The sequence below is a fragment of the Pseudomonas sp. Pme6b genome (assembly GCF_058129925.1).
In genome coordinates, this window is the sequence record NZ_CM176704.1 from 23795 (window position 1) to 48313 (window position 24519).

27 protein-coding genes are annotated in these 24519 nt (G+C 58.8%); 15 read left to right on the plus strand and 12 right to left on the minus strand.

Going from position 1 to position 24519, the window contains the following annotated elements:
- Nucleotides 1-42: 42 nt before the first annotated feature.
- The 3 genes from AC4ANE_RS00100 (at nt 43) to tsaC (ending at nt 2906) form a co-directional block, all read left to right on the plus strand.
- Nucleotides 43-1068, plus strand: a complete 1026-nt coding sequence (locus tag AC4ANE_RS00100; RefSeq protein ID WP_002551334.1) for a LysM peptidoglycan-binding domain-containing protein — start codon at nt 43-45, stop codon at nt 1066-1068.
- 123 nt (nt 1069-1191) lie between these two features.
- Complete coding sequence (gene dprA / locus AC4ANE_RS00105) at nt 1192-2310, plus strand: DNA-processing protein DprA (protein WP_002551335.1); 1119 nt, start codon at nt 1192-1194, stop codon at nt 2308-2310.
- Between the two features lie 38 nt (nt 2311-2348).
- Nucleotides 2349-2906, plus strand: coding sequence for an L-threonylcarbamoyladenylate synthase type 1 TsaC (gene tsaC, locus AC4ANE_RS00110; RefSeq protein ID WP_002551336.1), 558 nt, complete (start codon nt 2349-2351; stop codon nt 2904-2906).
- A 19-nt stretch (nt 2907-2925) separates the two neighbouring features.
- Here the strand turns inward: tsaC and AC4ANE_RS00115 are convergent, their stop codons facing one another.
- Both AC4ANE_RS00115 and AC4ANE_RS00120 read right to left on the minus strand, forming a co-directional pair.
- On the minus strand, nt 2926-3903 hold the full coding sequence (locus tag AC4ANE_RS00115; protein ID WP_002551337.1) for an NADPH:quinone reductase: 978 nt from the start codon (nt 3901-3903) through the stop codon (nt 2926-2928).
- Nucleotides 3904-3996: 93 nt separating this feature from the next.
- On the minus strand, nt 3997-4308 hold the full coding sequence (locus tag AC4ANE_RS00120) for a DUF3630 family protein (protein WP_031597698.1): 312 nt from the start codon (nt 4306-4308) through the stop codon (nt 3997-3999).
- Nucleotides 4309-4513: 205 nt separating this feature from the next.
- Between AC4ANE_RS00120 and hemF the strand changes: the two genes are divergently transcribed.
- On the plus strand, nt 4514-5428 hold the full coding sequence (hemF, locus tag AC4ANE_RS00125; protein WP_002551339.1) for an oxygen-dependent coproporphyrinogen oxidase: 915 nt from the start codon (nt 4514-4516) through the stop codon (nt 5426-5428).
- The gene (aroE, locus tag AC4ANE_RS00130) at nt 5428-6252 is read left to right on the plus strand and encodes a shikimate dehydrogenase (protein WP_002551340.1); all 825 of its coding nucleotides are present in this window, start codon (nt 5428-5430) and stop codon (nt 6250-6252) included. The genes hemF and aroE overlap by 1 nt, the downstream gene beginning before the upstream one ends.
- Nucleotides 6253-6348: 96 nt before the next feature.
- On the opposite strand, the gene AC4ANE_RS00135 is transcribed toward aroE, so the two are convergent.
- The 3 genes from AC4ANE_RS00135 to betC form a co-directional block, all read right to left on the minus strand.
- Entirely contained in the window at nt 6349-7917 is a 1569-nt protein-coding gene (locus AC4ANE_RS00135; protein ID WP_031597697.1) for a SulP family inorganic anion transporter, read from the minus strand.
- A 176-nt stretch (nt 7918-8093) separates the two neighbouring features.
- Nucleotides 8094-9020: a choline ABC transporter substrate-binding protein gene (locus AC4ANE_RS00140; RefSeq protein ID WP_031597696.1), complete on the minus strand. Its 927-nt coding sequence runs from the start codon at nt 9018-9020 to the stop codon at nt 8094-8096.
- Nucleotides 9021-9057: 37 nt separating this feature from the next.
- A complete protein-coding gene (gene betC, locus AC4ANE_RS00145) occupies nt 9058-10563 on the minus strand; it encodes a choline-sulfatase (RefSeq protein ID WP_011167293.1) in 1506 nt (501 codons plus the stop codon).
- 114 nt (nt 10564-10677) lie between these two features.
- On the opposite strand from betC, the gene AC4ANE_RS00150 reads away from it, so the two are divergent.
- From AC4ANE_RS00150 to AC4ANE_RS00160, 3 genes are all read left to right on the plus strand, one after another.
- Nucleotides 10678-11628, plus strand: a complete 951-nt coding sequence (locus AC4ANE_RS00150; RefSeq protein ID WP_002551343.1) for a choline sulfate utilization transcriptional regulator — start codon at nt 10678-10680, stop codon at nt 11626-11628.
- A 36-nt stretch (nt 11629-11664) separates the two neighbouring features.
- Complete coding sequence (locus AC4ANE_RS00155) at nt 11665-11997, plus strand: DOPA 4,5-dioxygenase family protein (protein ID WP_460408649.1); 333 nt, start codon at nt 11665-11667, stop codon at nt 11995-11997.
- A 213-nt stretch (nt 11998-12210) separates the two neighbouring features.
- Nucleotides 12211-13035, plus strand: coding sequence for an alpha/beta fold hydrolase (locus tag AC4ANE_RS00160; RefSeq protein ID WP_002551345.1), 825 nt, complete (start codon nt 12211-12213; stop codon nt 13033-13035).
- A gap of 185 nt (nt 13036-13220) precedes the next feature.
- On the opposite strand, the gene AC4ANE_RS00165 is transcribed toward AC4ANE_RS00160, so the two are convergent.
- From AC4ANE_RS00165 to trpB, 3 genes are all read right to left on the minus strand, one after another.
- Nucleotides 13221-13751: an anti-virulence regulator CigR family protein gene (locus tag AC4ANE_RS00165; RefSeq protein WP_002551346.1), complete on the minus strand. Its 531-nt coding sequence runs from the start codon at nt 13749-13751 to the stop codon at nt 13221-13223.
- Nucleotides 13752-13876: 125 nt separating this feature from the next.
- On the minus strand, nt 13877-14689 hold the full coding sequence (trpA, locus tag AC4ANE_RS00170) for a tryptophan synthase subunit alpha (protein WP_005732766.1): 813 nt from the start codon (nt 14687-14689) through the stop codon (nt 13877-13879).
- Nucleotides 14686-15915 carry a tryptophan synthase subunit beta gene (gene trpB, locus AC4ANE_RS00175; RefSeq protein WP_002551347.1) on the minus strand — a complete coding sequence of 410 codons (1230 nt, stop codon included), beginning with the start codon at nt 15913-15915 and terminating at the stop codon, nt 14686-14688. The genes trpA and trpB overlap by 4 nt, the downstream gene beginning before the upstream one ends.
- A gap of 79 nt (nt 15916-15994) precedes the next feature.
- On the opposite strand from trpB, the gene AC4ANE_RS00180 reads away from it, so the two are divergent.
- The gene (locus AC4ANE_RS00180; protein ID WP_031597695.1) at nt 15995-16951 is read left to right on the plus strand and encodes a LysR family transcriptional regulator; all 957 of its coding nucleotides are present in this window, start codon (nt 15995-15997) and stop codon (nt 16949-16951) included.
- Here AC4ANE_RS00180 and AC4ANE_RS00185 read toward each other — a convergent pair whose 3' ends face one another.
- A complete protein-coding gene (locus AC4ANE_RS00185) occupies nt 16952-17278 on the minus strand; it encodes an ElaB/YgaM/YqjD family protein (RefSeq protein ID WP_002551349.1) in 327 nt (108 codons plus the stop codon).
- A 166-nt stretch (nt 17279-17444) separates the two neighbouring features.
- On the opposite strand from AC4ANE_RS00185, the gene AC4ANE_RS00190 reads away from it, so the two are divergent.
- On the plus strand, nt 17445-17660 hold the full coding sequence (locus tag AC4ANE_RS00190) for a dodecin (RefSeq protein ID WP_002551350.1): 216 nt from the start codon (nt 17445-17447) through the stop codon (nt 17658-17660).
- Between the two features lie 148 nt (nt 17661-17808).
- Nucleotides 17809-18033 carry a DUF1161 domain-containing protein gene (locus AC4ANE_RS00195; RefSeq protein WP_002551351.1) on the plus strand — a complete coding sequence of 75 codons (225 nt, stop codon included), beginning with the start codon at nt 17809-17811 and terminating at the stop codon, nt 18031-18033.
- Nucleotides 18034-18172: 139 nt separating this feature from the next.
- On the opposite strand, the gene AC4ANE_RS00200 is transcribed toward AC4ANE_RS00195, so the two are convergent.
- Nucleotides 18173-19174, minus strand: a complete 1002-nt coding sequence (locus AC4ANE_RS00200) for an LLM class flavin-dependent oxidoreductase (RefSeq protein WP_002551352.1) — start codon at nt 19172-19174, stop codon at nt 18173-18175.
- 212 nt (nt 19175-19386) lie between these two features.
- Here AC4ANE_RS00200 and AC4ANE_RS00205 point away from each other — a divergent pair, with 212 nt between their 5' ends.
- The gene (locus tag AC4ANE_RS00205) at nt 19387-19818 is read left to right on the plus strand and encodes an OsmC family protein (RefSeq protein ID WP_031597694.1); all 432 of its coding nucleotides are present in this window, start codon (nt 19387-19389) and stop codon (nt 19816-19818) included.
- A 118-nt stretch (nt 19819-19936) separates the two neighbouring features.
- Nucleotides 19937-20170, plus strand: coding sequence for a DUF1161 domain-containing protein (locus AC4ANE_RS00210; RefSeq protein ID WP_011167298.1), 234 nt, complete (start codon nt 19937-19939; stop codon nt 20168-20170).
- Here AC4ANE_RS00210 and AC4ANE_RS00215 read toward each other — a convergent pair whose 3' ends face one another.
- A complete protein-coding gene (locus tag AC4ANE_RS00215) occupies nt 20171-20599 on the minus strand; it encodes a PA0061/PA0062 family lipoprotein (protein WP_002551354.1) in 429 nt (142 codons plus the stop codon).
- 398 nt (nt 20600-20997) lie between these two features.
- Between AC4ANE_RS00215 and AC4ANE_RS00220 the strand changes: the two genes are divergently transcribed.
- Together AC4ANE_RS00220 and AC4ANE_RS00225 are read left to right on the plus strand one after the other, a co-directional pair.
- Nucleotides 20998-22476 carry a hypothetical protein gene (locus AC4ANE_RS00220; protein ID WP_031597693.1) on the plus strand — a complete coding sequence of 493 codons (1479 nt, stop codon included), beginning with the start codon at nt 20998-21000 and terminating at the stop codon, nt 22474-22476.
- A 281-nt stretch (nt 22477-22757) separates the two neighbouring features.
- Nucleotides 22758-23813 carry an aminopeptidase gene (locus tag AC4ANE_RS00225; RefSeq protein ID WP_057425004.1) on the plus strand — a complete coding sequence of 352 codons (1056 nt, stop codon included), beginning with the start codon at nt 22758-22760 and terminating at the stop codon, nt 23811-23813.
- Between the two features lie 140 nt (nt 23814-23953).
- On the opposite strand, the gene AC4ANE_RS00230 is transcribed toward AC4ANE_RS00225, so the two are convergent.
- Nucleotides 23954-24499: a gamma carbonic anhydrase family protein gene (locus AC4ANE_RS00230; protein ID WP_002551357.1), complete on the minus strand. Its 546-nt coding sequence runs from the start codon at nt 24497-24499 to the stop codon at nt 23954-23956.
- Between the last annotated feature and the right edge of the window lie 20 nt (nt 24500-24519).

Genomic DNA, 24519 nt, shown 5'->3' on the forward strand with positions numbered 1-24519 from the left:
TCTAGGGTTCGCGTGAGGCAACATGATAAAGGGATTCACCGCATGAGGAAATCACTACTCGCCCTGCTGCTGTTGACCGCCAGCGGTCTTGCTCAGGCGCAAGTGCAACTCAGGGAAGGCTATCCGCAGAGTTACACCGTTGTCGCCGGGGACACACTCTGGGACATTTCCGGCAAGTTTTTGCGTGAACCATGGAAATGGCGCGAGATATGGCGGGCCAATCCGCAAGTCCATGATCCTGACCTGATCTACCCCGGTGACACCCTTGCGCTGACCTGGGTCGATGGTCAGCCGCGCGTGACGCTCAATCGGGGCGAGTCGCGCGGGACCATCAAATTGTCACCGCGTGTGCGCAGTACGCCGATGGTCGAGGCCATTCCGAGCATTCCGCTGGGGGCGATCAACGCATTCCTGATCAGCAATCGCATCGTCGACAATGCCGAGCAGTTCGAAAAGGCCCCCTACATCGTTGCGGGCAATGCCGAGCGCGTGCTCAGCGGTAGCGGTGACCGGGCCTATGCACGGGGCACGCTGGACCCGGCGCACACCGTCTACGGCATTTTCCGACAGGGCAAGACCTACACCGACCCACAGACCAAGGAAGTGCTGGGGATCAACGCGGATGACATCGGCAGCGCTGAGGTGGTTGCCTCCGAGGGCGACGTCTCGACCCTGGTTTTGCAGCGCTCTACGCAGGAAGTGCGCCTGGGCGACCGATTGTTCAGCAGCGAGGAGCGAGCGATCAACTCGACTTTCCTGCCCAGCGCCCCGCAAACGCCGATAGAAGGTTTGATTCTGGATGTGCCACGCGGCGTAACCCAGGTCAGCGTGCTGGATGTGGTCACTCTCAACAAAGGCAAACGTGACGGCCTGGCCGAGGGCAACGTGCTGGCGATATACAAAACCAGCGAGACAGTGCGTGACCGAATCACCGGTGAACAGGTGAAAATCCCTGACGAACGGTCTGGCCTGCTCATGGTTTTCCGTACGTACGACAAGCTTAGTTACGCCTTGGTCCTGCAAGCCAACCGATCTTTGGCCATCATGGACAAGGTTCGAAATCCTTAAAGGTATGTTTCAGTTCTGCTACGGATTTGTGTGACGAGCCAGACACTTATCAAATTGTTGTCAACAGAGTTATCCACAGGTTTGTGCATCGTCTGAGATGCACAATGGATCAGGGACGATCTCATGCCACTGTTCGAAAATGCCCTCTCTTCGCCAGCAGAGCTGGAAGCCCGTCTGCGCATGCATCGCTTGCCCGAGATCGGACCGAAACGCTTTTCCAGGCTGATCGAAGCCTTCGGTTCTGCGTCGTCTGCGCTGAGCGCACCGGCCAGTGCATGGCGTGCGCTGGGTATTCCAGGTGCCTGCGCCGAGGCGCGTCGAGCCCCTTCCGTCAGGGACGGTGCCAGTGCTGCATTGACCTGGCTGGAGCGTCCGGCCCAGCATTTGCTGATGTGGGACGACCCTTGCTACCCCGCACTGCTGGCCGAAATCGCCGACCCTCCGCCGCTGATCTTCATTGCCGGCGACCCTTCAATCCTCGAGCGTCCGCAGTTGGGAATGGTCGGCAGTCGTCGCGCTTCCAGACCCGGGCTGGACACCGCCAGAGCTTTTGCGCGCAGCCTGGCGGGTGCCGGTTTTGTGATCACCAGCGGTCTGGCGCGTGGCATTGACGGAGCCGCGCATCAGGGCGCACTGGATGTCGGTGGGCATACAATCGGTGTGCTGGGCACCGGGCTTGAAAAACTTTATCCACAGCAGCATCGTGCGCTCGCCGCGCAGATGGCGGCGCAAGGTGGCGCGGTGATTTCCGAGTTCCCGCTGGACGCTGAACCACAGCCCAGCAACTTCCCGCGGCGCAACCGAATCATCAGCGGCCTGTCGCTCGGCGTGCTGGTGGTCGAGGCCAGTGTTGCCAGCGGCTCGTTGATTACCGCGCGACTGGCCGCCGAGCATGGGCGAGAGGTGTATGCGATACCGGGTTCGATTCACCACCCGGGTGCCAAGGGCTGCCACCAGTTGATACGCGACGGCGCAACGCTGGTCGAGACCGTTGAGCACATTCTTGAAGGCTTGCAGCACTGGAGGAGCGTTGCGCCCGGTGCCCCGCCCGAGACACCTGCCAAACCTGTGCCTTGCGACCATCCACTTCTGGCGCTGTTGCACGCTGCGCCGCATACCAGCGAGGGGTTATCGGTCTCCAGCGGCTGGCCGTTGCCCAAGGTACTGGCGGGCCTGACCGAGCTGGAACTGGACGGCAGAATAAGCTGTGAAGCGGGACGATGGTTCGCCAGAGCGCCCTGAGGTTAAACTGCCGTCAGGATTTAGCGGAGAGACAAACAATGGCCAGCAGTTGGCGTGTGCAACAAGCCGCTCAGGATATTCGAGCCGGTGCGGTGATTGCTTACCCGACCGAGGCAGTCTGGGGCCTGGGGTGTGATCCATGGGATGAAGAAGCGGTTTATCGTTTGCTGGCGATCAAGTCACGGCCAGTGGAAAAAGGCCTGATCCTGATCGCCGACAACATTCGCCAGTTCGACTTTCTGTTCGAAGACTTCCCCCAATTGTGGCTCGACCGAATGGCCAGCACCTGGCCGGGGCCCAATACCTGGCTGGTGCCGCATCAGAACCTGCTGCCCGAGTGGATCACCGGCATTCATGAAACCGTGGCGCTGCGCGTCACCGACCACCCTACGGTGCGCGAACTGTGCGCGTTGGTCGGCCCGTTGATTTCCACATCGGCCAACCCGGCAGGTCGCCCGGCTGCCCGTTCGCGGCTGCGCGTCGAGCAGTACTTCCGGGGTCAGATCGACGGTGTGCTGGGCGGCAGCCTGGGCGGCCGCCGAAACCCCAGCGTGATCCGTGATATCGCGACCGGCCAGGTCATGCGCGCTGGCTGACGCTGGCGGGAGTGCTGGCTCAGGGAATCAGAATGGTCGAGCCAGTGGTGCGCCGAGCGGACAGCTCGGTTTGCGCCTTGGCGGCGTCCTTCAAGGCGTACTGCTGAATGTTGTCGACCTTGAGTTTGCCGCTGGCGAGCATGTCGAACAGCTCGTCAGCCATGGCTTGCAGGTTCTGCGCATTGTTTGCGTAGGTGCCCAGCGTCGGGCGGGTGACATACACCGAGCCTTTTTGCGCCAGAATCCCCAGATTCACACCTGAGACCGGTCCGGACGCATTGCCGAAGCTCACCACCAGCCCACGCGGTGCCACGCTGTCGAGCGATGTCAGCCAAGTGTCCTGCCCCACGCCGTCGTAGACCACCGGGCACTTCTTGCCGTCGGTGAGTTCCAGCACACGTTTGGCGACGTCTTCGTGGCTGTAGTCGATGGTTTCCCAGGCACCCAGCGCCTTGGCGTGAGCGGCCTTCTCCGGTGAGCTGACCGTGCCGATCAGCTTCGCGCCCAATGCCTTGGCCCACTGACAGGCCAACGAGCCGACACCACCCGCCGCCGCATGAAACAGAATGATCTCGCCCGGCTTCACCTGATAGGTCTGGCGCAGCAGGTATTGCACGGTCAGGCCCTTGAGCATCAACGCAGCGGCCTGCTCGAAACTGACCGAGTCCGCCAGCTTCACCAGATTCGCCTCAGGCAGCACATGCACGTCGCTGTACGCACCCAGAGGCCCGGTGCCATAGGCGACACGATCACCGACCTTGAAGCGCGTCACCTCATCACCCACCGCCTCGACCACACCCGCCCCTTCAGCACCGAGCCCTGAAGGCAACTCAGGCGCTGGATACAGCCCGCTACGGTAATAGGTATCAATGAAATTCAGGCCAATGGCCTTGTTGCGCACAACCACCGCCTGCGGCCCCGGAGCCTCTGGCTCGAAATCGACATATTCAAGAACCTCGGGTCCTCCGACAGTGCTGAACTGGATACGCTTTGCCATGTGCTCTCTCCTTGATGGTGACTAATATCTTATGCATCAGGCAGACAAAGGTAGCACGCTGCGCAGTCGCAAAAATGAAGCCCTATCTGGTTTTCATCTCTGGGAAAGGACAAGCAGAAAGCCTTCGATCAGCGCATCACCGTTGGTGCTTTTTGATTCCAGGCTCACCATCGACGGAAAGTCCTCATAGGACAGGAAAAAGGCTTCGCCTTTTATCTGCACGTCCCAGACGCGTACATCCACAGCGTAGGACTTTGACGTAACGATGCCTCCCAGCAGGCCTAGAACGAAGTCAGCATAGCGAGGGAAATCCTCCCAATCGACTTCCGCTGAAAGATTGAGGCATGAATTGCCGGAGCGCATTTTTTCGATAGCCAGCTCTTCGACATTGCAGACGGCCTTCACGTCAGGTTCTCCTCGCGTAAGTAGGAGTTCGATTAATCAGGCAGTTTTCCAAGTAATACAAACTGCGAAAGCACCTATCGGACTCCTTCCCCCGGCCTTCGTCAACTGCCAGCCCGCGCTGCCGATGGTATGCTACGCGCCAATTTGCCTGCGCCTCTTTTGCTGCGGAGGCTCAGCCGTTTGACGTCAGCCGTAAGGGATCCTCATGAGTACCCGTACCGAGGCCGTAAAAGCCTACCTGCTCGACCTGCAAGACCGGATCTGCACCGCGCTCGAGCAGGAAGATGGCAACGCACACTTTGTGGAAGATGCCTGGACGCGTCCGGCGGGCGGCGGTGGTCGCACGCGGGTGATCGAGAATGGCGCGGTCATCGAGAAAGGTGGTGTCAATTTTTCCCACGTGTTCGGCAGCAACCTGCCTCCGTCGGCCAGTGCCCACCGGCCTGAGCTGGCCGGGCGTGGTTTCGAGGCGCTGGGCGTGTCGCTGGTGATTCACCCGCACAACCCGCATGTGCCGACGTCTCACGCCAATGTGCGGTTCTTCATTGCCGAGAAAGAAGGCGAGGAGCCGGTCTGGTGGTTTGGTGGTGGTTTCGATTTGACGCCCTACTATGGCGTCGAGGAAGACTGCGTACACTGGCACCGGGTGGCCGAACGCGCCTGTGCGCCGTTCGGCGACGATGTCTACCCGCGCTACAAGGCGTGGTGCGACAGTTACTTCCACCTCAAGCATCGTGATGAGCCACGCGGTATCGGTGGTCTGTTTTTCGATGACGTGAACCAGTGGGATTTCGATACCAGCTTTGCCTTCATCCGCGCCATCGGTGATGCGTTTATCAATGCCTACCTGCCGATCGTGCGTCGTCGTAAGGCTGCGGCCTACACGGTGCAGCAGCGCGAATTTCAGGAATTCCGTCGGGGGCGCTACGTCGAGTTCAACCTGGTGTACGACCGCGGCACGCTGTTCGGTCTTCAATCGGGTGGCCGTACCGAATCGATCCTCATGTCGCTGCCGCCGCAAGTGCGCTGGGGTTATGACTGGAAAGCCGCTCCGGGCAGTGAAGAGGCGCGTCTGACCGAATACTTCCTGACTGATCGCGACTGGCTGGCGGACAACTGATGGACCGTTACGTCGTCTTCGGTAACCCCATTGGCCACAGCAAGTCGCCGTTGATTCATCGCCTGTTCGCCGAGCAAACCGGGCAGACGCTGGATTACCAGACGTCGCTGGCACCTTTGGATGATTTCACCGCATTTGCCCAGGCGTTTTTCCAGACCGGACGTGGTGCCAACGTGACTGTGCCGTTCAAGGAAGAAGCCTATCGCCTCGCTGATAGCCTGACCGAGCGCGGGCAGCGTGCGGGAGCCGTGAACACCTTGAGCAAGCTCGATGACTGTACGCTGCTGGGTGACAACACCGACGGTGCCGGGCTGGTGCGCGACCTGACAGTCAATTGCGGGCGCAGCCTGCGTGGTCAGCGCATTCTGTTGCTGGGTGCGGGTGGTGCTGTTCGTGGCGCGCTGGAGCCGTTGCTGGCGGAGCAACCCGCAGTGCTGGTGATTGCCAATCGCACCGTTGAAAAAGCCGAACGACTGGCTCAGGAATTTGCGGATCTTGGCCCTGTGTTTGCCAGCAGCTTCGATTGGCTTGAAGAACCGGTGGATGTGATCATCAATGCCACCTCTGCCAGTCTGGCCGGAGAGCTGCCACCGATTTCCCCGAGCCTTATCCAGCCCGGTGCGACCTTCTGCTACGACATGATGTACAGCAAAGAGCCCACCGCCTTTTGCCGCTGGGCCACTGAACAGGGTGCGGCACAGTCGGTTGATGGCTTGGGTATGCTGGTGGAGCAGGCGGCAGAAGCTTTCCTGCTATGGCGCGGCGTGCGGCCGGACTCGGCTCCGGTACTGGCCGAGTTGCGCAGGCTGCTGGCGGCTGGTTGACTGAGAGACTATCGTGCCAATGCTCCGCGTTGGCATGCCGTTCTGGACGCTCCGCGTCCTCTTGCGACGCGGAGCGTCAGGACGATGAGTTATGGCTCAATCCTCAAACAGAATCGGGCAGTTCTGCGGCCCTTCCAGCTTGTTCAATTCCTCGATCACTTGCGACCTGGCATTGCGCAGGATCAGTAATCGCCCCTGACGGCCCAGACGTCTCGCTTCCTGATGAAGCATTTCCACGCCTGAGTAATCGATGAAGTTGATCTGCTGCGCATCGATTACCACACGCAGCCCTTCAGTGCGTTGCAGGCGGGTTTGCAGGTAGTGGCTGGCACCGAAAAAGATTGAGCCGCCGACCCGCAGCACATCCTCATCGCCTTCGCGCCATTGCTGCACGCGCGGTTGTGAGGTGCGTTTGAGGTAGAAGAACAGCGAGGCCAGCACACCGGCATAAATCGCGGTTTGCAGCTCCAGCAGCAGGGTGGCCAGACAGGTCAGCGCCATCACGAAAAACTCGGCGCGGCTGACACGGAACAGTGCGCGAATGCCACGACGATCCACCAGGCCCCAGCAGATCAGCAGGATCGAGGCGGCCATGGCCGGGATTGGAATGTGCGAGATCAACGAGGCTCCGGCGACCGCGAACAATGCCACCCATAATGCCGAAAAAACGCCCGCCAACGGCGAACGCGCACCCGCCTCGTAACTCAGCGCCGCACGGGTGAACGATCCCGCTGACAGGTAGCCGGAAAACAGCGAGCCGACCATATTCGACAGACCTTGCGCACGGACTTCCTGATTGGCGTTGAGCATCTGCTGCGAACGTGCCGACAGCGAGCGGGCAATCGACAGGCTGTTGACCAGCCCCAGCATGCCCACCGCCACTGCTGTCGGCAGCAGCTTGAGGATCAGCTCAAGGTCCAGCGGTAGCGGGCTGAAAGGCGGTAGATGGCCAACGAAGGCACTGACCACACGGACATGGCCGAACATCGCCGGCCACAGCCACACCAACAGGCTGCTCGATACCAATGCAATCAATAAGGTTGGCCAGCGGGGCACCAGGAGTTTGAGCCCGATGCCCAGCGCCAGGGTCAACAGACCCAGTGTCAGTGAAGGTAGATCGACCTCTCCACGATGTTCTAACACGGCGGTCAGACTTCTAAGGGCGGTGGTCTGACTCGGCAGGTCAATGCCCAGCAGATTGGGCATCTGCCCGAGTGCAATGACTATTGCAGCGCCCAGTGTGAAACCGAGCACCACCGAGTGCGAAACGAAATTCACCAGCGCACCGAAGCGCATCATCCCAAGCAATAGCTGGAATACACCGGCGATGAACGTCAGCAGCAGGATCAACATTATGTAGTCCTGACTGGCCGGAACGGCGAGCGGACTGACACTGGCATACAGCACGATGGAAATAGCCGCGGTCGGCCCACAGATGAGGTGCCAGGACGAGCCCCACAGACAGGCGATCAGAACGGGAACAATGGCGGCGTACAGACCGTACTCCGGAGGCAGCCCGGCGATCAGTGCGTAAGCGATGGACTGCGGCAGGGCCAGAATGGCACCGCTCAAGCCCACCAGCGCATCACGCCCGACGCTGGCGCGACTCTGCTGCGGCAGCCAGGCTAGAAACGGTAGAATTTTATGGCGATTGAGCCAGCGCATCGGTCCCTCGAGTGAATTGAACGTAGAGGACGCAGAGCGTCCAAAACGGCATACCCACGCGGAGCATGGGCACGATAGTTGGACACCTATCGTTCCTCACGCTCCAGCGTGGGGATGCCTTGGGTGACGCCCCGCGTCACAGATCTGCGCCACGCCGCGTGCTCAAGACCTTACGCCTACAACCTGGCTTTCACCGCCGCCAGCCCATCCTTGCCATCAATCGTCTTCACGCCCTCCAGCCACGTGTCCAGTACTGCGGGATTGGCCTTGATCCAGGCCCTTGCCGCTGCGCTGTTGCTGACCTTGTTGTTCGCCACTTCGGCCATGATGCTGTTTTCCATGTCCAGGGTGAAGCTCAGATTGGTCAGCAGCTTGCCGACGTTTGGACAGGCTTGCGCATAACCCTTGCGAGTCAGGGTGAAGACCGAACCGGTATCGCCAAAGTATTTCTCGCCGCCCTTGAGGTAATGCATACCTTTGATCTGCACGTTCATCGGATGCGGGGTCCAGCCGAGGAAGACCACAAACGCCTTGCGCTTCACGTTGCGATTGACCTCGGCGAGCATCGCCGTCTCGCTCGACTCGACCAGCTTCCATTTGCCCAGATCGAATTCGTTCTTCTTGATGATCTCCTGCAGCGACAGGTTGGCAGGTGCGCCAGAGCCAATGCCATAGATCTTCTGGTCGAACTTGTCAGCGAATTTATTCAGGTCGGCAAAATCATGCACGCCGGCGTCCCACACATAGTCCGGCACGGCCAGAGTGAACTCGGTGCCTTCAAGGTTCCTGGCCAATTGCGTTACATCGCCGGTCGCCACGAACTTGTCGTAAAAGCCCTGCTGCGCCGGCATCCAGTTACCCAGAAAAACATCCAGCTTGCCGTCTTTCAGGCCGCCATAGGCAATCGGCACGGCCAGGGTGTCGACCTTGGCCTTGTAGCCCAGACCTTCAAGCGCCACGCTGGCGATAGCATTGGTGGCCCCAATGTCACTCCAGCCCGGATCGGCCATTTTCACGGTGCTGCAACTTGCGTCCTCTGCCTGCGCCGCAAGGCTGCCGAACGTCATGACCGCGACCGCAACGGCTGTGGATAACTTCTTCATTGATGTACCCCTTTTGATTTTTTTGGTGTGGGCAGGGTCAAGGTTGCGGAAAACGTGCCTTACGCTCCAGATCGTCCAGATCAATGTGGTTGCGCATGTACTGCTGACTGGCGTCGACCAGTGGCTGGTGATCCCAACTCTTCAGCTTGCCGGTTGCCAGCGATTTGGCGACGAAGCGCCTTCTGCGCTGGCTGGCGAGCACCTGTTGGTGTATCGCCGGGATATCCCACTTGGCTCGAGCTTCAGCCAGGAAGTCATTGAACAGCTTTTCATGGGCGGGTGACTGGCTCAGATCCTTCTGCTCTTTCGGGTCCTTCTTCACATCGAAGAGCAGGCACGGGTCCTGCTCCGAATAGATGAATTTGTAAGCGCCGCGACGGATCATCATCAACGGGCTGGTCGTGCCTTCGGCCATGTACTCGCCGAACACCTCATCGTGCCCGCCCTTGCGTTTCAGGTGCGGCATCAGCGAGCGTCCGTCCAGTGGCAACCCGGCGTCCAGTTTGCCGTTGGCCATTTCGACGAAGGTCGGCAGCAAGTCGGCAGTCGACACCGACGCACTGACCCGCCCTGGCTTGAACTGGCCCGGCGAATACACCACCAACGGCACGCGGGCGGCCATTTCGAACCAGTGCATTTTGTACCAGAGGCCCTTCTCGCCCAGCATGTCGCCGTGATCGCCGGAGAACACCACGATGGTGTCTTCCGCCAGCCCGACTTCATCCAGCGTCTGCATCAGCTTGCCGACGTTGAGGTCGATGTAGCTGCACGCGCCAAAGTAGGCGCGGCGCGCATCACGAATCTTGTCGGTCGGCATGGGCTTGTCCCACAGGTCATAGACCTTGAGCAGCCGTTGCGAATGCGGGTCCAGCGCGGCCTGATTGGCGTGCGGCGGCGGCATCGGGATCTCTTCGTCGGCGTACAGGTCCCAGAACGGCTTGGGAATGGTGTACGGATCATGAGGATGAGTCATGGAAACGGTCAGGCAGAAAGGCGCATCACCGTCCTGGCGTACGTAGTCGTACAGATACTGCTGGGACTTGAACAGCACTTCTTCATCGAAATCCAGCTGGTTGGTACGAATGCACGGGCCGGCCTGCAACACTGAGGACATGTTGTGATACCAGCTCGGACGCACGTCCGGCTCGTCCCAGTTGACCGACCAGCCATAGTCGGCCGGGTAAATGTCACTGGTCAGGCGCTCTTCGTAACCATGCAGTTGATCCGGCCCACAGAAATGCATCTTGCCTGCCAGAGCGGTCTTGTAGCCCAGCGCACGCAGATAGTGAGCGTAGGTTGGAATATCAGCGGGGAAATCGGCTGCGTTGTCGTACGCGCCGATCTTGCTTGGCAGCTGACCGCTGACCAGTGTGAAACGCGATGGTGCGCACAGAGGGCTGTTGCAATACGCTGAATCGAACACCACGCCGTCGGCAGCAAGGCGGCTCAGATTCGGCATCAGGATTGGAGACCGGGAGTAAAACGGCAACATTGGCGCGGCCATTTGATCGGCCATGATGAACAGAATATTTTTGCGCTTCATGTAATCGCTGCATCTCATTGTGAAAATTTATGCGAAAGTGCCGGGTACGAGGATGAAGTCGTCGTGTTTGATGGTAAAGCCCATGCGCAGCAATGCCTAGGATAAGCACCGCTTATGTTTGAAGCTTTTGGCGACATGTCCCTTGATCTGCTGCGTGCCTTTGAAGTCGCGGCTCGCTTGCGCAGCTTCACTGCGGCGGCTATCGAACTGGGCACTACTCAGCCTGCCGTCAGCCAGCAGATCAAGCGCCTTGAAGAACAGCTGGCCACCCGCCTGTTTGACCGGATCTATCGCGGCATCGAGCTTACTGAAGCCGGCGAAATATTGTTCAGCCATGTGCAGGCTGGCCTGCAATCCATCGACAGCGGACTGATAGCGATCACCGAACAGCACCAGCACGAAGTGCTTCAAGTGGCGACCGACTTTGCCTTCGCCGCCTACTGGCTGATGCCGCGTCTGCACCGTTTCCACAAGGTCAACCCGGACGTGGATGTCAGCCTGGTCACCAGCGAGCGTACCCACAGCATGTTACGCGCAGATATCGACGTTGCCGTACTGTTCGGCGACGGACGCTTCAAGCAAGGCGAAAGCCATTGGCTGTTCAGCGAAGAAGTCTTTCCAGTGTGCAGCCCGCAACTGATCACGGGTCGCCAGACGCCGCTGCCCAACGAGGCACTGCGCGACTTTCCGCTCTTGCACCTGCGCGGCGAAAGCAGCAACAACTGGTTCGACTGGGCAGGCGTATTCCGCGCCCTCGACATCCCCCAGGCCCCTACCCCCGGCCAGCTGCGTTTCGACAACTACACCCTGCTCATCCAGGCTGCGATTGGCGGACAAGGCATCGCCATCGGTTGGAAACACCTGGTCGACGACCTCCTCGATCAAGGCCTGCTCTGCCGCCCCATCGCCGGAGCCGCCATTTCCGGCCAAGGCTATTACGTGGTTTTGCCCCAGCGCAAACGGCGCGTGCAGATCGTCCAGCAGTTCATGGACTGGCTGGCGAGTGAGCAGGCGTTGAGCGGGGTTTCGCTGGCGGGCAGGCCGTTGCCGTCGATTGCGGTGTAAGCAGGCGTTCATTTTTTGGTCAGGAAGGACTCATACATGCAAGACACCCACGGCTACCACGCCCATATCTATTTCAACGCCCAAACCCTGAACCAGGCCCGAGCCCTGTGCGAAGCCGCGACCGAGAAATTTGCGCCGCAGATGGGCCGCGTTCACCAAAAGCTGGTTGGGCCGCATCCGGACTGGAGTTGCCAGTTGGCGTTCGGGCATGAGCAGTTGGCTGACGTCACTTTATGGCTCGCGTTGAATCGCGATGGGCTGGTCGTGTTTCTGCATCCGTTGACGGGCGATGAGCTGCGCGACCATACCGACCATGCCATCTGGATGGGCGCGGTTCGGCCTTTGAATCTGGGCGCTCTGGGTGGCTGATAGCCGGCTTCTCGGCCGTTTTCCTTCAGTGGTTACAAGCGCATTCCTCGTCGAAAAGATCGGTGTAAGATAGCTCCGCTGAAAAATGACCAATCGGTCCGTTGCAGCGCAAATTTCAACAAAATGGTCATGCATACGCGTCAACATCGATAAGCCGCCTTTCACGGGCTGCCTGAAATGAATGCTGAAAGACCAGACAGAGGATCATCAGAAATGCCGGATCTACTCATCGACGGTAAGACCCTTCACTACGCTGACCAAGGCACCGGGCCGGTTGTCTTGCTCGGTCACAGTTACCTTTGGGACAAGGCGATGTGGAGTGCGCAGATCGACACGCTGGCCAGCCGGTATCGGGTGATTGTGCCGGACCTTTGGGGGCATGGGGATTCCAGCGGTTTTCCGGAAGGCACCCGCAATCTCGATGATCTCGCCCGCCATGCGCTGGCGCTGCTGGATCATTTGAATATCGAGCGTTGCAGCATCGTCGGGCTGTCGGTGGGCGGCATGTGGGGTGCGATTGCTGCGCTGCTCGCGCCAGAGCGCATTACCGGGCTGGTGCTGATGGACACTTATCTGGGCAAAGAGTCGGAAGCCAAGAAAGCCTACTATTTCTCGTTGCTCGACAAGCTGGAAGAGGCCGGTGCCTTTCCTGAGCCGCTGTTGGACATTGTGGTGCCGATCTTCTTCCGGCCTGGCATTGACCCGCAGTCGCCGGTGTATCAGGCGTTCCGCTCCGCATTGGCGGGTATGAATGCAGAGCAGTTGCGCCAGACTGTAGTGCCTCTGGGGCGAATGATCTTTGGTCGTGACGATCGGCTTGGGTTGATAGAGCAACTGAATGCAGACACCACGCTGGTGATGTGTGGCGATGCTGACATCCCGCGTCCGCCTGAAGAAACCCGTGAGATGGCCAGCCTGATTGGCTGCTCTTACGTGCTGGTGCCTGAAGCGGGTCATATCGCCAATCTGGAAAACCCGGATTTTGTGTCAGGGGCGCTGATGACGTTTTTGGCGCGGGTTAATCAGCAGCAGGGTTGAGGCGGGCTGGTTTCTTTGCTGGGACCTCAAGATCGGACGCGGAGCGTCCAGAACGGCATGCGACGCGGAGCGTCGCACGATAGTTGAGATTATCGTTCCGCACGCTCCAGCGTGGGAATGCCGTTCGTGACGCTCCGCGTCACAAGTCTGTGTGTCACCGCGTATTCAAGGGCGTCAGCAGACCATCAATTCAACACACCATCCAGAATCGCATACACAATCCCCGAACCCACGGCGATCAGTACGACGTCGGTGCCCAGGCGTCGCCATTCGTAGCCGTCATAATGTGGCAGGTATTGCAGCGAGCGGCTGTCCAGGCGTTTACCGTAACCAGGTGGCAACGGACGGCCTTTGGCGATGTGTACACCAGGTGGCAGCGGCTGGCCTCGGCCGATGACGTCGCGGTGCTGCTGGAAGGTCTCGCGTACCGGGCCGAAATCCTGCGGTGGGCGGTTGCCGCCACGGTTGTCCTGATGGGCCTGTCTGCCTGGCTGAGTGGACGGGCCCTTGTCTGGACCCCGGCCGTTATCGTTGCCCGGACCACGGTCATTAGCGCGCTCGTTATGGCCGCCGTTGTTCTGCGGTCCCTGCTGCTGGCCGCCGCGGTTGTCGTCCGGGCCATCACCGCGCTGGTCAGGCGGCGCCGCTTGCAGTAGCGGGCTGGCGCTGATCATCAAGATACCCAGCCCGGTGATAAAACGGTTTGGCAGTTTCATGGTGCTTCCTCAGCTTCACTCAATGCAGCAAAAAGGGGTTCATGACATTGGTCATGAACCCCTTGTGTCGTGCTACATAGAACCGCTGATAGCGCTTTGATTCCTTTGTATCAGAAACTTTACCCTCAGCCGATGCGTGCGTTACGTACACCTTCGGCCAATGCGGCGCACAGAGTCAACACGCCATCGATTGCCTTTTCAGGCGACTCGGCAGTGGCGATCTTATCGACGAACGCCGAGCCCACTACAACGCCGTCTGCCAGGCGAGCAATGGCCGCTGCCTGCTCGGGTGTGCGGATACCGAAACCGACGCTGATCGGCAGGCTGGTGTGGCGACGCAGGCGTGCGATGGCTTCAGTAACGTGCTCGGTGGTCGCCGAGCCAGCACCAGTTACACCGGCAACCGACACGTAGTAGACAAACCCGGAGCTGCGCTCCAACACACGCGGCAAGCGCGCATCGTCGGTGGTTGGCGTGGTCAGGCGGATGAAGTCGATACCGGATGCCTGTGCAGGCGTTGCCAGTTCGGCGTCGTGCTCAGGAGGCAGGTCAACGATGATCAGACCGTCGACGCCCGCTTCTTTTGCCTGCGCCACGAAGGCTTCGACGCCAAAGCGGTGGATCGGGTTGTAGTAACCCATCAGCACAATCGGCGTGGTCTGATCGTTCACACGGAATTCGCTGACCATCTGCAGGGTTTTCTGCAGGGTCTGGCCCGCGTCCAGAGCGCGTAGCGTAGCGAGCTGAATCGCCACACCGTCTGCCATCGGATCAGTGAACGGCATGCCCAACTCGATCACGTCAGCACCCGCAGCAGGCAGGCCCTTCAGGACTTGCAGCGAGGTGTCGTAGCCTGGGTCGCCGGCGGTGATGAAAGTGACCAGCGCCGCACGACCTTCGGTTTTCAGCTGGGCGAAACGTTGTTCGAGACGGCTCATACCAGCTTCTCCTGAGTTTTTTCGGCGGCTGCCATATGGTTCATGACGGTTTGCATGTCTTTGTCACCGCGCCCGGAAAGGCACACGACCATCAGGTGGTCGTCGCGCAGGTTGGTTGCCCGCTTCATGGCTTCGGCCAGTGCGTGAGCGGTTTCCAGTGCCGGGATGATGCCTTCGAGCAGGCAGCATTGATGGAAGGCATCCAGCGCTTCGTCATCGGTGATGCTGACGTACTCGACGCGTTTCACTTCGTGCAGGAAGGCGTGCTCAGGGCCGATACCCGGATAGTCCAGGCCAGCAGAGATCGAATGCGCGTCAGTGATCTGCCCGTCGCCATCCTGGAGCAGGTAGGTACGGTTGCCGTGCAGCACGCCCGGTACGCCGCCATTGAGGCTGGCCGCGTGCTTGTCGGTATCCACGCCGTGACCGCCCGCTTCAACGCCGATGATTTCTACGCTGGCGTCATCGAGGAACGGATGGAACAGGCCCATGGCGTTGGAGCCGCCGCCCACGCAGGCGATCAGGCTGTCCGGCAGACGACCTTCCTTCTCCTGCATCTGCTCTTTGGTTTCCTTGCCGATGATGGCCTGGAAATCACGCACCATTGCCGGATACGGATGCGGACCTGCCACAGTGCCGATCAGGTAGAAGGTGTCATCGACGTTGGTCACCCAGTCACGCAGGGCTTCGTTCATCGCATCTTTCAGGGTGCCGGTGCCGGAAGTGACTGGTACGATTTCAGCGCCCAGCAGCTTCATGCGGAACACGTTGGCCTGCTGACGCTCGATGTCGGTCGCGCCCATGTAGATCACGCAAGGCAAGCCAAAGCGCGCCGCGACGGTAGCGGTAGCAACGCCGTGCATGCCCGCGCCGGTTTCCGCAATCAGGCGTTTTTTGCCCATGCGCTTGGCCAGCAATACCTGGCCGATGCAGTTGTTGATCTTGTGCGCGCCGGTGTGGTTCAGCTCTTCGCGCTTGAAGTAGATCTTCGCGCCGCCACAGAATTCGGTCAGGCGCTCGGCGAAGTACAGCGGGTTTGGACGGCCCACGTAATCGCGCTGGAAGTAGGCCATTTCCTTGGCGAACTCCGGGTCGGCCTTGGCGGCTTCGTACTCGCGGTTGAGGTCTAGCACCAGCGGCATCAGGGTTTCAGCCACGTAGCGGCCGCCGAATGAGCCGAACAGGCCGTTGGCGTCGGGGCCGCTGCGGAAGTTGGTCTGGGTCATGAAGTGCTCCAGTTGCAGTATTGGGCGAATGAATTGAGCCGGATCGGCAATGGGTCCACTTTAACCAGCGCACGGCTCGATGAAAACCGATAAGATCGCTGCAACCTGTCAGGAAAACTCACAGATCATGAGCCGCGACCTTCCTCCCCTCAACGCCCTGCGTGCCTTCGAAAGCACCGCCCGACTTGGCAGCGTCAGTCAGGCCGCCGAACAGCTGAACGTGACGCACGGTGCTGTCAGTCGCCAATTGAAAGTGCTTGAAGAGCACTTGGGTGTAAGCCTGTTCAGCAAGGACGGACGAGCCTTGAAACTCACAGATGCAGGCATTCGGTTACGCGATGTGAGTGGCGAAGCATTCGATCGATTGCGCGGCGTATGTGTCGAACTGAGCAAGGGCAGCGCAGACGCGCCATTCGTGTTGGGATGTTCCGGCAGCCTGCTGGCGCGCTGGTTCATACCGCGTTTGAGCCGTCTTAATGCCGAGTTGCCAGACCTGCGCCTGCACCTGTCGGCAGGTGAAGGCGACCTTGATCCGCGCCGGCCCGGCCTGGATGCATTGCTGGTATTCGCCGAGCCGCCGTGGCCTGCAGACATGCAGGTATTCGAACTGGCGAGCGAACGAATAGGGCCGGTCTTGAGCCCACGCTTCGCGCGATTCGAAAGTCTGCGCGATGCACCCGCCGCAGCGCTGCTCAAAGAATCACTGTTGCAAACCACCTCACGTCCGCAAGCCTGGCCGAGCTGGGCGCAGCAGAACGGCATCGATCCGCAGTCATTGCGTTACGGGCAGGGTTTCGAGCATTTGTATTATTTGCTGGAGGCGGCTGTGGCGGGCCTGGGCATTGCGATTGCGCCGGAGCCTTTGGTCATCGATGACCTTAAAGCCGGTCGCCTGGCTGCGCCATGGGGTTTCAGCGAAACCCCGGCGCAGCTGGCGCTTTGGGTACCCAGACGTGCGGCCGATGGACGGGCGCGACAGCTTGCTCAGTGGTTGAAAAATGAGCTGAAGCGGTCTGAGGACCCGATCAGAATCTGATCAGTTACCGCGCTTGAACAGCATGTAGGCAGTGATCAGGCCAATGGCACCTACCGCAACACCAGCGGTGGTCCAAGGGTGCTCCTGAGCATAGTCACGAGTTGCCAGTGCATTTTCGCGGGTTTTCTCTTTAACGTCTTCGTAGACATCGCTGAGCAGGCTGCGCGAATGGCTCAGTGCGCTTTCAGCGTTGGCTTTCAGATTTTTCAGTGTCTTGCGCGACTCGTCGGTAGCGTCGGCTTTCAGGCCCTCGAGGGACTTCAGGAGGCTCTCGATCTCAGCTTCCATACTCTGCAACGAGGCTTTGCGAAGTGACGTAGTAGCCATGGTGTTTCTCCTGCAATGATGAGTGGGCGTGTTGTTTCCGACTCCGGGCTTTTTGGAAAGTGCGATGGGATTTTTGCAAAGCGCTGAACTTTTGCGCGCGTTCTCCTGACAGAAGCAGGGAGCGCGGTCTATATCGCGTCTTTTCCAGACCTTCAGGAGAACTGCCATGACCGATCATCACACGTACAAAAAAGTTGAAATCGTAGGCTCTTCCACTACCACTATCGAAGACGCCATCAACAACGCCCTGGCCGAAGCCAGCAAAAGCCTCGACCTGATGGAATGGTTTGAAGTGACCGAAACCCGCGGCCATATCGAAAACGGCAAAGTCGCGCATTTCCAGGTCACCTTGAAAGTCGGCTTCCGCATTACCAATAGCTGATGCCCTTCTGAACCTTTCGGCTGGCCGATTGCCATAACCTGCGCTACACACTCAGATATGGCCACACGGTTGATGTGTGGGCGTGGGGGTTTTCAATGGGCGCCTGTTCCGATGGCGTCTTCATTTGGCCGGACGAGAGGGATTACCCATGAAGAAGTTTTTGTTGGCTGTAGGCTTGCTGAGCATTGCAGGCACTGCCCTCGCGGCAGGCAAGCCATGTGAAGAGTTGAAAAGTGAAATCGACGCCAGACTCCAGGCGAAGGGCGTAACGTCCTACACGCTGGAAGTGGTCGAGAAAGGCAGCGCGTCCGACAAGCAAGTCGTCGGCACCTGCGAAGGCGGCACCAAGGAAGTCGTTTACCAGCGCGGTTGATTGCCAGCCGGGCCTGACTCAGGTCGGTTCGCCCGGCTAATCCCGTTTGCAGGTTTCACGAACAGCATCGCCCCGGGCTGTCATCCAGTCCGGGGCGATGCTGTTTTTGAAGCCCGCGTTGTGACCCGAAAGGTTGCTATCAGCCTTGTGCGACCTGCGCCAGAATCTCGTAGGACCGCAGCCTGTCCTCGTGCTCATACATGTCGCACGTGAAGATCAGTTCATCGGCATCGGTCTGTTCAAGCAGCACATCCAGTTTGGCGCGGATCTTGTCCGGGCCACCCACCATCGCCAGCCCCAGGAAGCTTGCCACCGCTTCACGCTCGTGCGGCAGCCACAGGCCGTCCATGGACTCGACTGGCGGGCGCTGCATCAGACTGTGCCCGCGCATCAGCGCCAGGATGCGCTGGTAAACAGATGTCGCGAGGTATTCGGCCTGTTCGTCGGTATCGGCTGCCGACAGCGGAACGCCGAGCATCACGTAGGGTTTGTCGAGCACGGCCGATGGCTGGAAGTGATTGCGGTACACGCGAATCGCCTCATGCATGTAACGCGGCGCAAAATGCGACGCGAAGGCATATGGCAAACCGCGCATGCCTGCCAGTTGAGCACTGAACAGGCTCGAGCCCAGTAGCCAGATCGGCACGTTGGTGTCTGAGCCAGGAACAGCGATCACTTTTTGATCAGGCGTACGCGGCCCCAGATATTCCATCAGCTCGGTGACGTCATCCGGAAAATCTTCGGCGCTGCCGGAGCGTTCGCGGCGCAAGGCGCGAGCGGTCATCTGATCGGAACCCGGCGCGCGACCCAGCCCCAGATCAATCCGACCGGGATACAGGCTGGCCAGCGTGCCGAACTGCTCGGCAACCACCAGTGGTGCATGGTTGGGCAGCATGATCCCACCAGCCCCGACACGAATGGTCGACGTGCCGCCTGCCAGGTAGGCGAGCAGCACCGAGGTCGCTGAACTGGCGATGCCGTCCATGTTGTGGTGCTCGGCCACCCAGAAGCGGTTGTAACCCAGCTTTTCAACATGCTGGGCAAGGTTGAGCGAGTTGCGCAGGGAATCGGCGGGCCCTTTGTCGTGGCGCACCGGCACCAGATCAAGGGTGGAAATTTTTACATCTGCCAGACGTTTCATAGGCCGGGGTAGCTCCTCGAATTGTGATGGGCTGGCTGCTAGAGCTGCCCACGATGAAACAGCAGTGCGGGCGCAAGTCTGGCTTTTCAATGGCAGTCGGATAAAAACCTACTTAAACGCTTGGTCTTTCCGACGGTTGAACTTTCCAGAGCCGTCTATCCTCAGAACCTTGTAACAGCATTGATCCAAATTCATCCCAAGAAGGAGCCACCATGAGCATCGTCAAGAAAGCATCCGCCCACTGGGAAGGTGATCTGAAAAACGGTATCGGCAGCATTTCCACGGAAACCGGCGTGTTGAAAGAAGCGCCTTACGGCTTCAAGGCTCGTTTTGAAGGCGGTAAAGGCACCAACCCTGAAGAATTGATCGGCGCGGCCCACGCAGGCTGCTTCTCGATGGCATTGTCCATGATTCTGGGCGGTGCAGGCCTTACTGCTGAGAGCATCGACACTCAGGCTGACGTGACGCTTAACCAGATTGAAGGCGGTTTTGAAATCAGCGCTGTGCATTTGACCCTAAAGGCCAAAGTGCCAGGCGCAACGCAGGAGAAGTTCGACGAACTGACCAAGCAAGCCAAAGAAGGCTGCCCGGTTTCCAAGGTGCTGAACGCCAAGATCACTCTGGATGCTACGTTGTTGGGCTGATCCACAGCGAGCTTTGCGGGAGCGCCTTGTGCGCTCCTTCATCTCCTGTATAAAGCTGACTTGCTTCATCGGTCATGCGTTCATTGGCGCATGGTTTGATTTTGATCAGGAGTCGAGCATGAAACGTTTTATTCTGGCAGTAACCTGCACCCTGCTGGCAACCAGCGCCCTGGCGGCGCCGAAATCCTGTGAAGAACTCAAGGATGAAATCGAAGCCAAGATCCAGGCCAACAACGTCACGTCCTACACGCTGGAAATTGTTAGCAACGAAGAGGCTTCCGATCCCAGCATGATCGTCGGCAGCTGCGACAACGGTACGAAAAAAATCATCTACCAGCTCAACGGTCGCTGATCAGATGCAGTGCACCCCGCCCTCTTCTTCCTCCTCGGCCACCACCTTGCGCTCTGCATCGTAAAGCCAGGCGTCGACACTGTTCGCCAGTGAGCGTACCTCCAGCACATAACGCTGCCCGGCAGCGAAGTGGTCGTAACGAACACTGACGTAACACGTGATCTCGGTGTACTCGTCGCCGATCATCCCCATGCCGCCCGACCGGTACTCATAGTCATAACGCACCTGTAACTCATGGCTGCCCGGCGTCACCTGAAAATAGCGCCCGTCGTAGGTGTTCTCGCCATCCAGCTTGTCGCCCATGATCAACTGGCCGGTGATGGTGCGCATGTCGACCCACGCCATGTCCGGGCTGACCGCAGGCAAGGGACCTGCACATCCGGAGAGAGCTGTCAGGGCTAATGCGGTTATCGGGGCTGTGATGCGCATTTTGGCGGTTCCGGGATGTGTGAGTTGATTTAAGGCGGCAGGCCTGCCCTGCCATAAGCGTGACAGGCATCTTAAGATACTTCGACTGAAAATCAGCGTTCGCGAGCAAGCTCGCACACAAAGATGGCATTTCAAAGTGCGTGTGAATCAGCTTCATGCGTTGGCACCTTTGCGTGCAGCTATATAAGCCCGCTTGAATAGTCAGTCGCGAATTTTGATTTCTACAATCAATTGATAGAATAATTTTATTGAGGCCCTATAAAATTTTCTTGATTCCTGATTGTCGATTGTGCATTTTTATTAAGTGCCTTGTTACCTCAAAGCATGTGTCAAGGAATAGACAGCTTTTGTTGATGGCAGAAACTGTCTCAATCAAAAAAACATTAGGGATGTGAAAAATGTGGAGTAAACGGGGTGAAAAAAGCGAGTCGCTAGTTACCAATCTGGCGGGAACTTTGAATGATCAGCCATGGAATGACTATTCTTTCGGCTTGGGAATCAATGCCGAAAGCGGTGCGTTTGCTGTACAAGCAGTTAGCCCCATTACACCAGAACCTGGTAGGGCTAAAAATACCGTTCAGAAGTACGAAGTGATTGCGACCGCTGACGACTATAGCCGACTTTTCAAAGCGGAAGCTCAGGGCGAATACAATGTAGGTGCTGCCAGTGCATCGGCATCCGCGTCATATTTGTCCAATGTCACGTACTCTGAAACCTCGTTGACGATATTGGCTTTCTATGACGTGACGGACGCGGATTATGCCTCGCTGAGTCCAGCGCCAGCCTTCACCCCTCAGGCCAGTGAGTTGGCAAGCTCGAACCCGGCTGGCTTTCGGGACACGTATGGCGATTACTTCGTTGCCACCGCGAAATTCGGCTCGCGCTTCGTGGCTACTTATACGTGCAGCACAACGACGACTACTGAACTGCAGACTTTCAAAGCAGCCGTTGCCGGTAAGAAAGACATATTAAGCGCGTCCGGGGCTGCGGAATTCGAGTCGCTGGCAAGCTCAAGCGATGTCCATGTGAAGGTGGCGGTCACCATGAACGGGACGTCAGGAAAAGCGCCTCCTGTCGGGGCTGACGCTAACAGCATTCCCACTCTATTGACGTGGTTTACAGAAAACCTGCAGCCTGTTCCGCGTCGTGCCAGGCTGATTCATTATTCCCAGATCGATAACCGCATTCCCAATACGTTACCGCTAAACCCCGATAACTTTGCCAAGGTCAAGACCATCGCGTTTCAGTTGCAGGAACTGGAGTCACTCACGTCGGCCATTCCGGGCTATTACTCCACCCAGCCCTACAGCCTCACCCCGCCCGTTCAAGGCATCAATACTGTAGCGGACACGCAGCAATACTTAACGAATCAGTACAGCGCACGTATCGGAACGTTGCTTTACGAGCCTGACGCGGCAAGTCAGTTAAGTCAGCAAGTCTCTGAGCTGACCAGAAGCCTTCAACCTTCGCTCGCGTTGTTCTCTTTCTATCAGAGCCTGACGCTCTCACCGCCGAATGAGCCAGCGAGCGGTGTCTATTCGACGTCGGCCGGGATCAAATCCACCGAACTTACCAATGTTTCAATTCAGGAGGACAGTCAGCATTACAGCGCTGACTGGACAATCGGCCACCAAAGCCACACCTTCTCGTTCCCGTTCGACCCGTCTGAAGGGGGGGCTATTATTACCGGCTGGTACATTCAAAACGGCTGGAACAGTGAAACCAACGGCGACTGGAAGTCCAGCGGTGCGATGATTGGGAAAACATCAGGGTCCTTCTACGTTGAAAGCAACTATGATCGAGGCTGCAACTGGAGTCTCCACGTTTATTACCTGCCCCGGTCCACATTCCCGTGGCTGGCGAGAACAACGTCCTGATCCGACCATTCACGGATAGCACTCCCCTAACCTGGCAGCCCGGGCGCACTCTCCTGGTGAGCGTGCACCCGGGCTGACGTACTTTCTTCAGGCTCTGCTGTGCCCTCCGGTTCCAGCGTTCGCCGTAAGCGCTTCATAAGCCACACGTGCGACGCCCGGCTATCGGCGCAAGGTTCGATTTTGTCGAATCACTTTTTAATCGGCGAATCTCGACAGTTGCACATCTCCCTGCCCGTCCGGCATAACATCCCCCTGTCCAAATCACCAAAGCCCTCCCGCTCATGTCCACGCTGACCGCCCCACGCCTTTGTCGCGTCCTTTCACTGATGGCCGTTACGCTGCTCGCCGGCTGCTCCAGCGTTTCCTATTACGGCCAGTTGGCTCAAGGGCAGTGGCAATTGCTGCAGGCTCGCGAACCGGTGGCGAAGATCGTCGCAGACCCGAAGCGGGATGCCGGGTTGCGTGAGCGTCTGGCTCGTTCACAGTTGGCACGGACGTTTGCCAGTGAGCATTTGCATCTGCCGGATAACCAGAGCTATCGCCTGTATGCGGATCTGGGACGTCCTTATGTGGTGTGGAATGTGTTCGCCACCGACGAGTTTTCGCTGGAGCCTGTTACGCATTGTTTTCCGATTGCCGGCTGTGTCGCGTATCGCGGTTATTACAGCCCTGGCGGGGCGCGTGGTGAGGCGGCGTTGCAGCGTCAGGCGGGCAAGGATGTGTATTTGAGCGGTGTGGAAGCCTATTCGACACTGGGCTGGTTCAATGACCCGATTCTCAGTTCGATGATGGGCTGGGGAGATGAGCGTTTGGCGACGCTGATTTTTCATGAGTTGGCGCATCAGCGGTTTTATGTGAAAGACGACACCGAGTTCAACGAGTCCTACGCCAGCTTCGTCGAACAGGAAGGTACGCGGCAGTGGCGTGCGGCGCGGGGTTTGCCGCCGGAGAGTGTTTCGCAGTCCGCACGGCGTGACCAGTTTATCCGGTTGGTGCTCGACACTCGGGAGCGGCTCAAGGCGTTGTATCGTCAGCCGTTGTCGGCTGAGGTGATGCGCGCGCACAAGGCTGAAGAGTTCGAGCGGTTGCGCAGTGACTACCGCAAGTTACGCGATGAACAATGGGCAGGCGACAAGCGTTTTGATGCCTGGATCAACAGCCCTATGAACAACGCCAAGCTGCTGCCATTTGGTCTTTATGATCAGTGGGTGCCAGCGTTTGCAGCGTTGTTCAGGCAGGTGAATGGCGATTGGGTGGCGTTTTTCAATGCCGTGGAAAAGCTGGGAGGGCTGCCGGTCGAGGCGCGCAAGGCGGCGTTGCAGCGGTTGATGCCCTGAGTACGATCATCGTTACTACGCTCCGCGTGGTAATGCCTTTCTGGACGCTCTGCGTCCGGCCTCGAGTGAGCGGCGCTGTGCAGATTTGTGACGCAGAGCGTCACGGGATGCATTCCTACGCTGGAGCGCAGGAACGATAGTCAGGCCTTATCAAACCCCTCAGCCAGATGCTGATCCTTGAGCTTCACGTAGTTAGTGGCGCTGTACGGAAAAAAGGCGATTTCCTTGTCGGTTAATGCACGTACCTGTTTGACCGGACGACCAACGTACAGAAACCCGCTTTCCAGCACTTTGCCCGGTGGCACCAGGCTGCCTGCGCCGATGATGACCTCGTCTTCGACAACCGCGCCGTCCATGATGGTGGTGCCCATGCCGACCAGGATGCGGTTGCCGATTGTGCAGCCATGCAGCATGGCCTTGTGGCCGATGGTCACTTCGTCGCCGATCAGCAGCGGGAAACCGTCCGGGTTGAAGGGGCCTGCGTGGGTGATGTGCAGCACGCTGCCGTCCTGCACACTGGTGCGGGCACCGATGCGGATGCGGTGCATGTCGCCGCGTATCACCGTCAGCGGCCAGACGGAGCTGTCGGCTCCGATTTCAACATCGCCGATAACCACCGCTGAATGGTCGACAAAGGCCCGTTCGCCGAGGGCTGGGGTGTGGTCCTGAAACTTGCGAATGGCCACGTAGGCTCCTTCTTTGGCAG

Bases quoted from the DNA above. Each gene is read 5' to 3' on its own strand.
- AC4ANE_RS00100 (WP_002551334.1), top strand. From the start codon at position 43: ATGAGGAAATCACTACTCGCCCTGCTGCTGTTGACCGCCAGCGGTCTT.
- dprA (WP_002551335.1), top strand. From the start codon at position 1,192: ATGCCACTGTTCGAAAATGCCCTCTCTTCGCCAGCAGAGCTGGAAGCC.
- tsaC (WP_002551336.1), top strand. From the start codon at position 2,349: ATGGCCAGCAGTTGGCGTGTGCAACAAGCCGCTCAGGATATTCGAGCC.
- AC4ANE_RS00115 (WP_002551337.1), bottom strand. From the start codon at position 3,903: ATGGCAAAGCGTATCCAGTTCAGCACTGTCGGAGGACCCGAGGTTCTT.
- hemF (WP_002551339.1), top strand. From the start codon at position 4,514: ATGAGTACCCGTACCGAGGCCGTAAAAGCCTACCTGCTCGACCTGCAA.
- aroE (WP_002551340.1), top strand. From the start codon at position 5,428: ATGGACCGTTACGTCGTCTTCGGTAACCCCATTGGCCACAGCAAGTCG.
- AC4ANE_RS00135 (WP_031597697.1), bottom strand. From the start codon at position 7,917: ATGCGCTGGCTCAATCGCCATAAAATTCTACCGTTTCTAGCCTGGCTG.
- AC4ANE_RS00140 (WP_031597696.1), bottom strand. From the start codon at position 9,020: ATGAAGAAGTTATCCACAGCCGTTGCGGTCGCGGTCATGACGTTCGGC.
- betC (WP_011167293.1), bottom strand. From the start codon at position 10,563: ATGAAGCGCAAAAATATTCTGTTCATCATGGCCGATCAAATGGCCGCG.
- AC4ANE_RS00150 (WP_002551343.1), top strand. From the start codon at position 10,678: ATGTTTGAAGCTTTTGGCGACATGTCCCTTGATCTGCTGCGTGCCTTT.
- AC4ANE_RS00155 (WP_460408649.1), top strand. From the start codon at position 11,665: ATGCAAGACACCCACGGCTACCACGCCCATATCTATTTCAACGCCCAA.
- AC4ANE_RS00160 (WP_002551345.1), top strand. From the start codon at position 12,211: ATGCCGGATCTACTCATCGACGGTAAGACCCTTCACTACGCTGACCAA.
- AC4ANE_RS00165 (WP_002551346.1), bottom strand. From the start codon at position 13,751: ATGAAACTGCCAAACCGTTTTATCACCGGGCTGGGTATCTTGATGATC.
- trpA (WP_005732766.1), bottom strand. From the start codon at position 14,689: ATGAGCCGTCTCGAACAACGTTTCGCCCAGCTGAAAACCGAAGGTCGT.
- trpB (WP_002551347.1), bottom strand. From the start codon at position 15,915: ATGACCCAGACCAACTTCCGCAGCGGCCCCGACGCCAACGGCCTGTTC.
- AC4ANE_RS00180 (WP_031597695.1), top strand. From the start codon at position 15,995: ATGAAAACCGATAAGATCGCTGCAACCTGTCAGGAAAACTCACAGATC.
- AC4ANE_RS00185 (WP_002551349.1), bottom strand. From the start codon at position 17,278: ATGGCTACTACGTCACTTCGCAAAGCCTCGTTGCAGAGTATGGAAGCT.
- AC4ANE_RS00190 (WP_002551350.1), top strand. From the start codon at position 17,445: ATGACCGATCATCACACGTACAAAAAAGTTGAAATCGTAGGCTCTTCC.
- AC4ANE_RS00195 (WP_002551351.1), top strand. From the start codon at position 17,809: ATGAAGAAGTTTTTGTTGGCTGTAGGCTTGCTGAGCATTGCAGGCACT.
- AC4ANE_RS00200 (WP_002551352.1), bottom strand. From the start codon at position 19,174: ATGAAACGTCTGGCAGATGTAAAAATTTCCACCCTTGATCTGGTGCCG.
- AC4ANE_RS00205 (WP_031597694.1), top strand. From the start codon at position 19,387: ATGAGCATCGTCAAGAAAGCATCCGCCCACTGGGAAGGTGATCTGAAA.
- AC4ANE_RS00210 (WP_011167298.1), top strand. From the start codon at position 19,937: ATGAAACGTTTTATTCTGGCAGTAACCTGCACCCTGCTGGCAACCAGC.
- AC4ANE_RS00215 (WP_002551354.1), bottom strand. From the start codon at position 20,599: ATGCGCATCACAGCCCCGATAACCGCATTAGCCCTGACAGCTCTCTCC.
- AC4ANE_RS00220 (WP_031597693.1), top strand. From the start codon at position 20,998: ATGTGGAGTAAACGGGGTGAAAAAAGCGAGTCGCTAGTTACCAATCTG.
- AC4ANE_RS00225 (WP_057425004.1), top strand. From the start codon at position 22,758: ATGTCCACGCTGACCGCCCCACGCCTTTGTCGCGTCCTTTCACTGATG.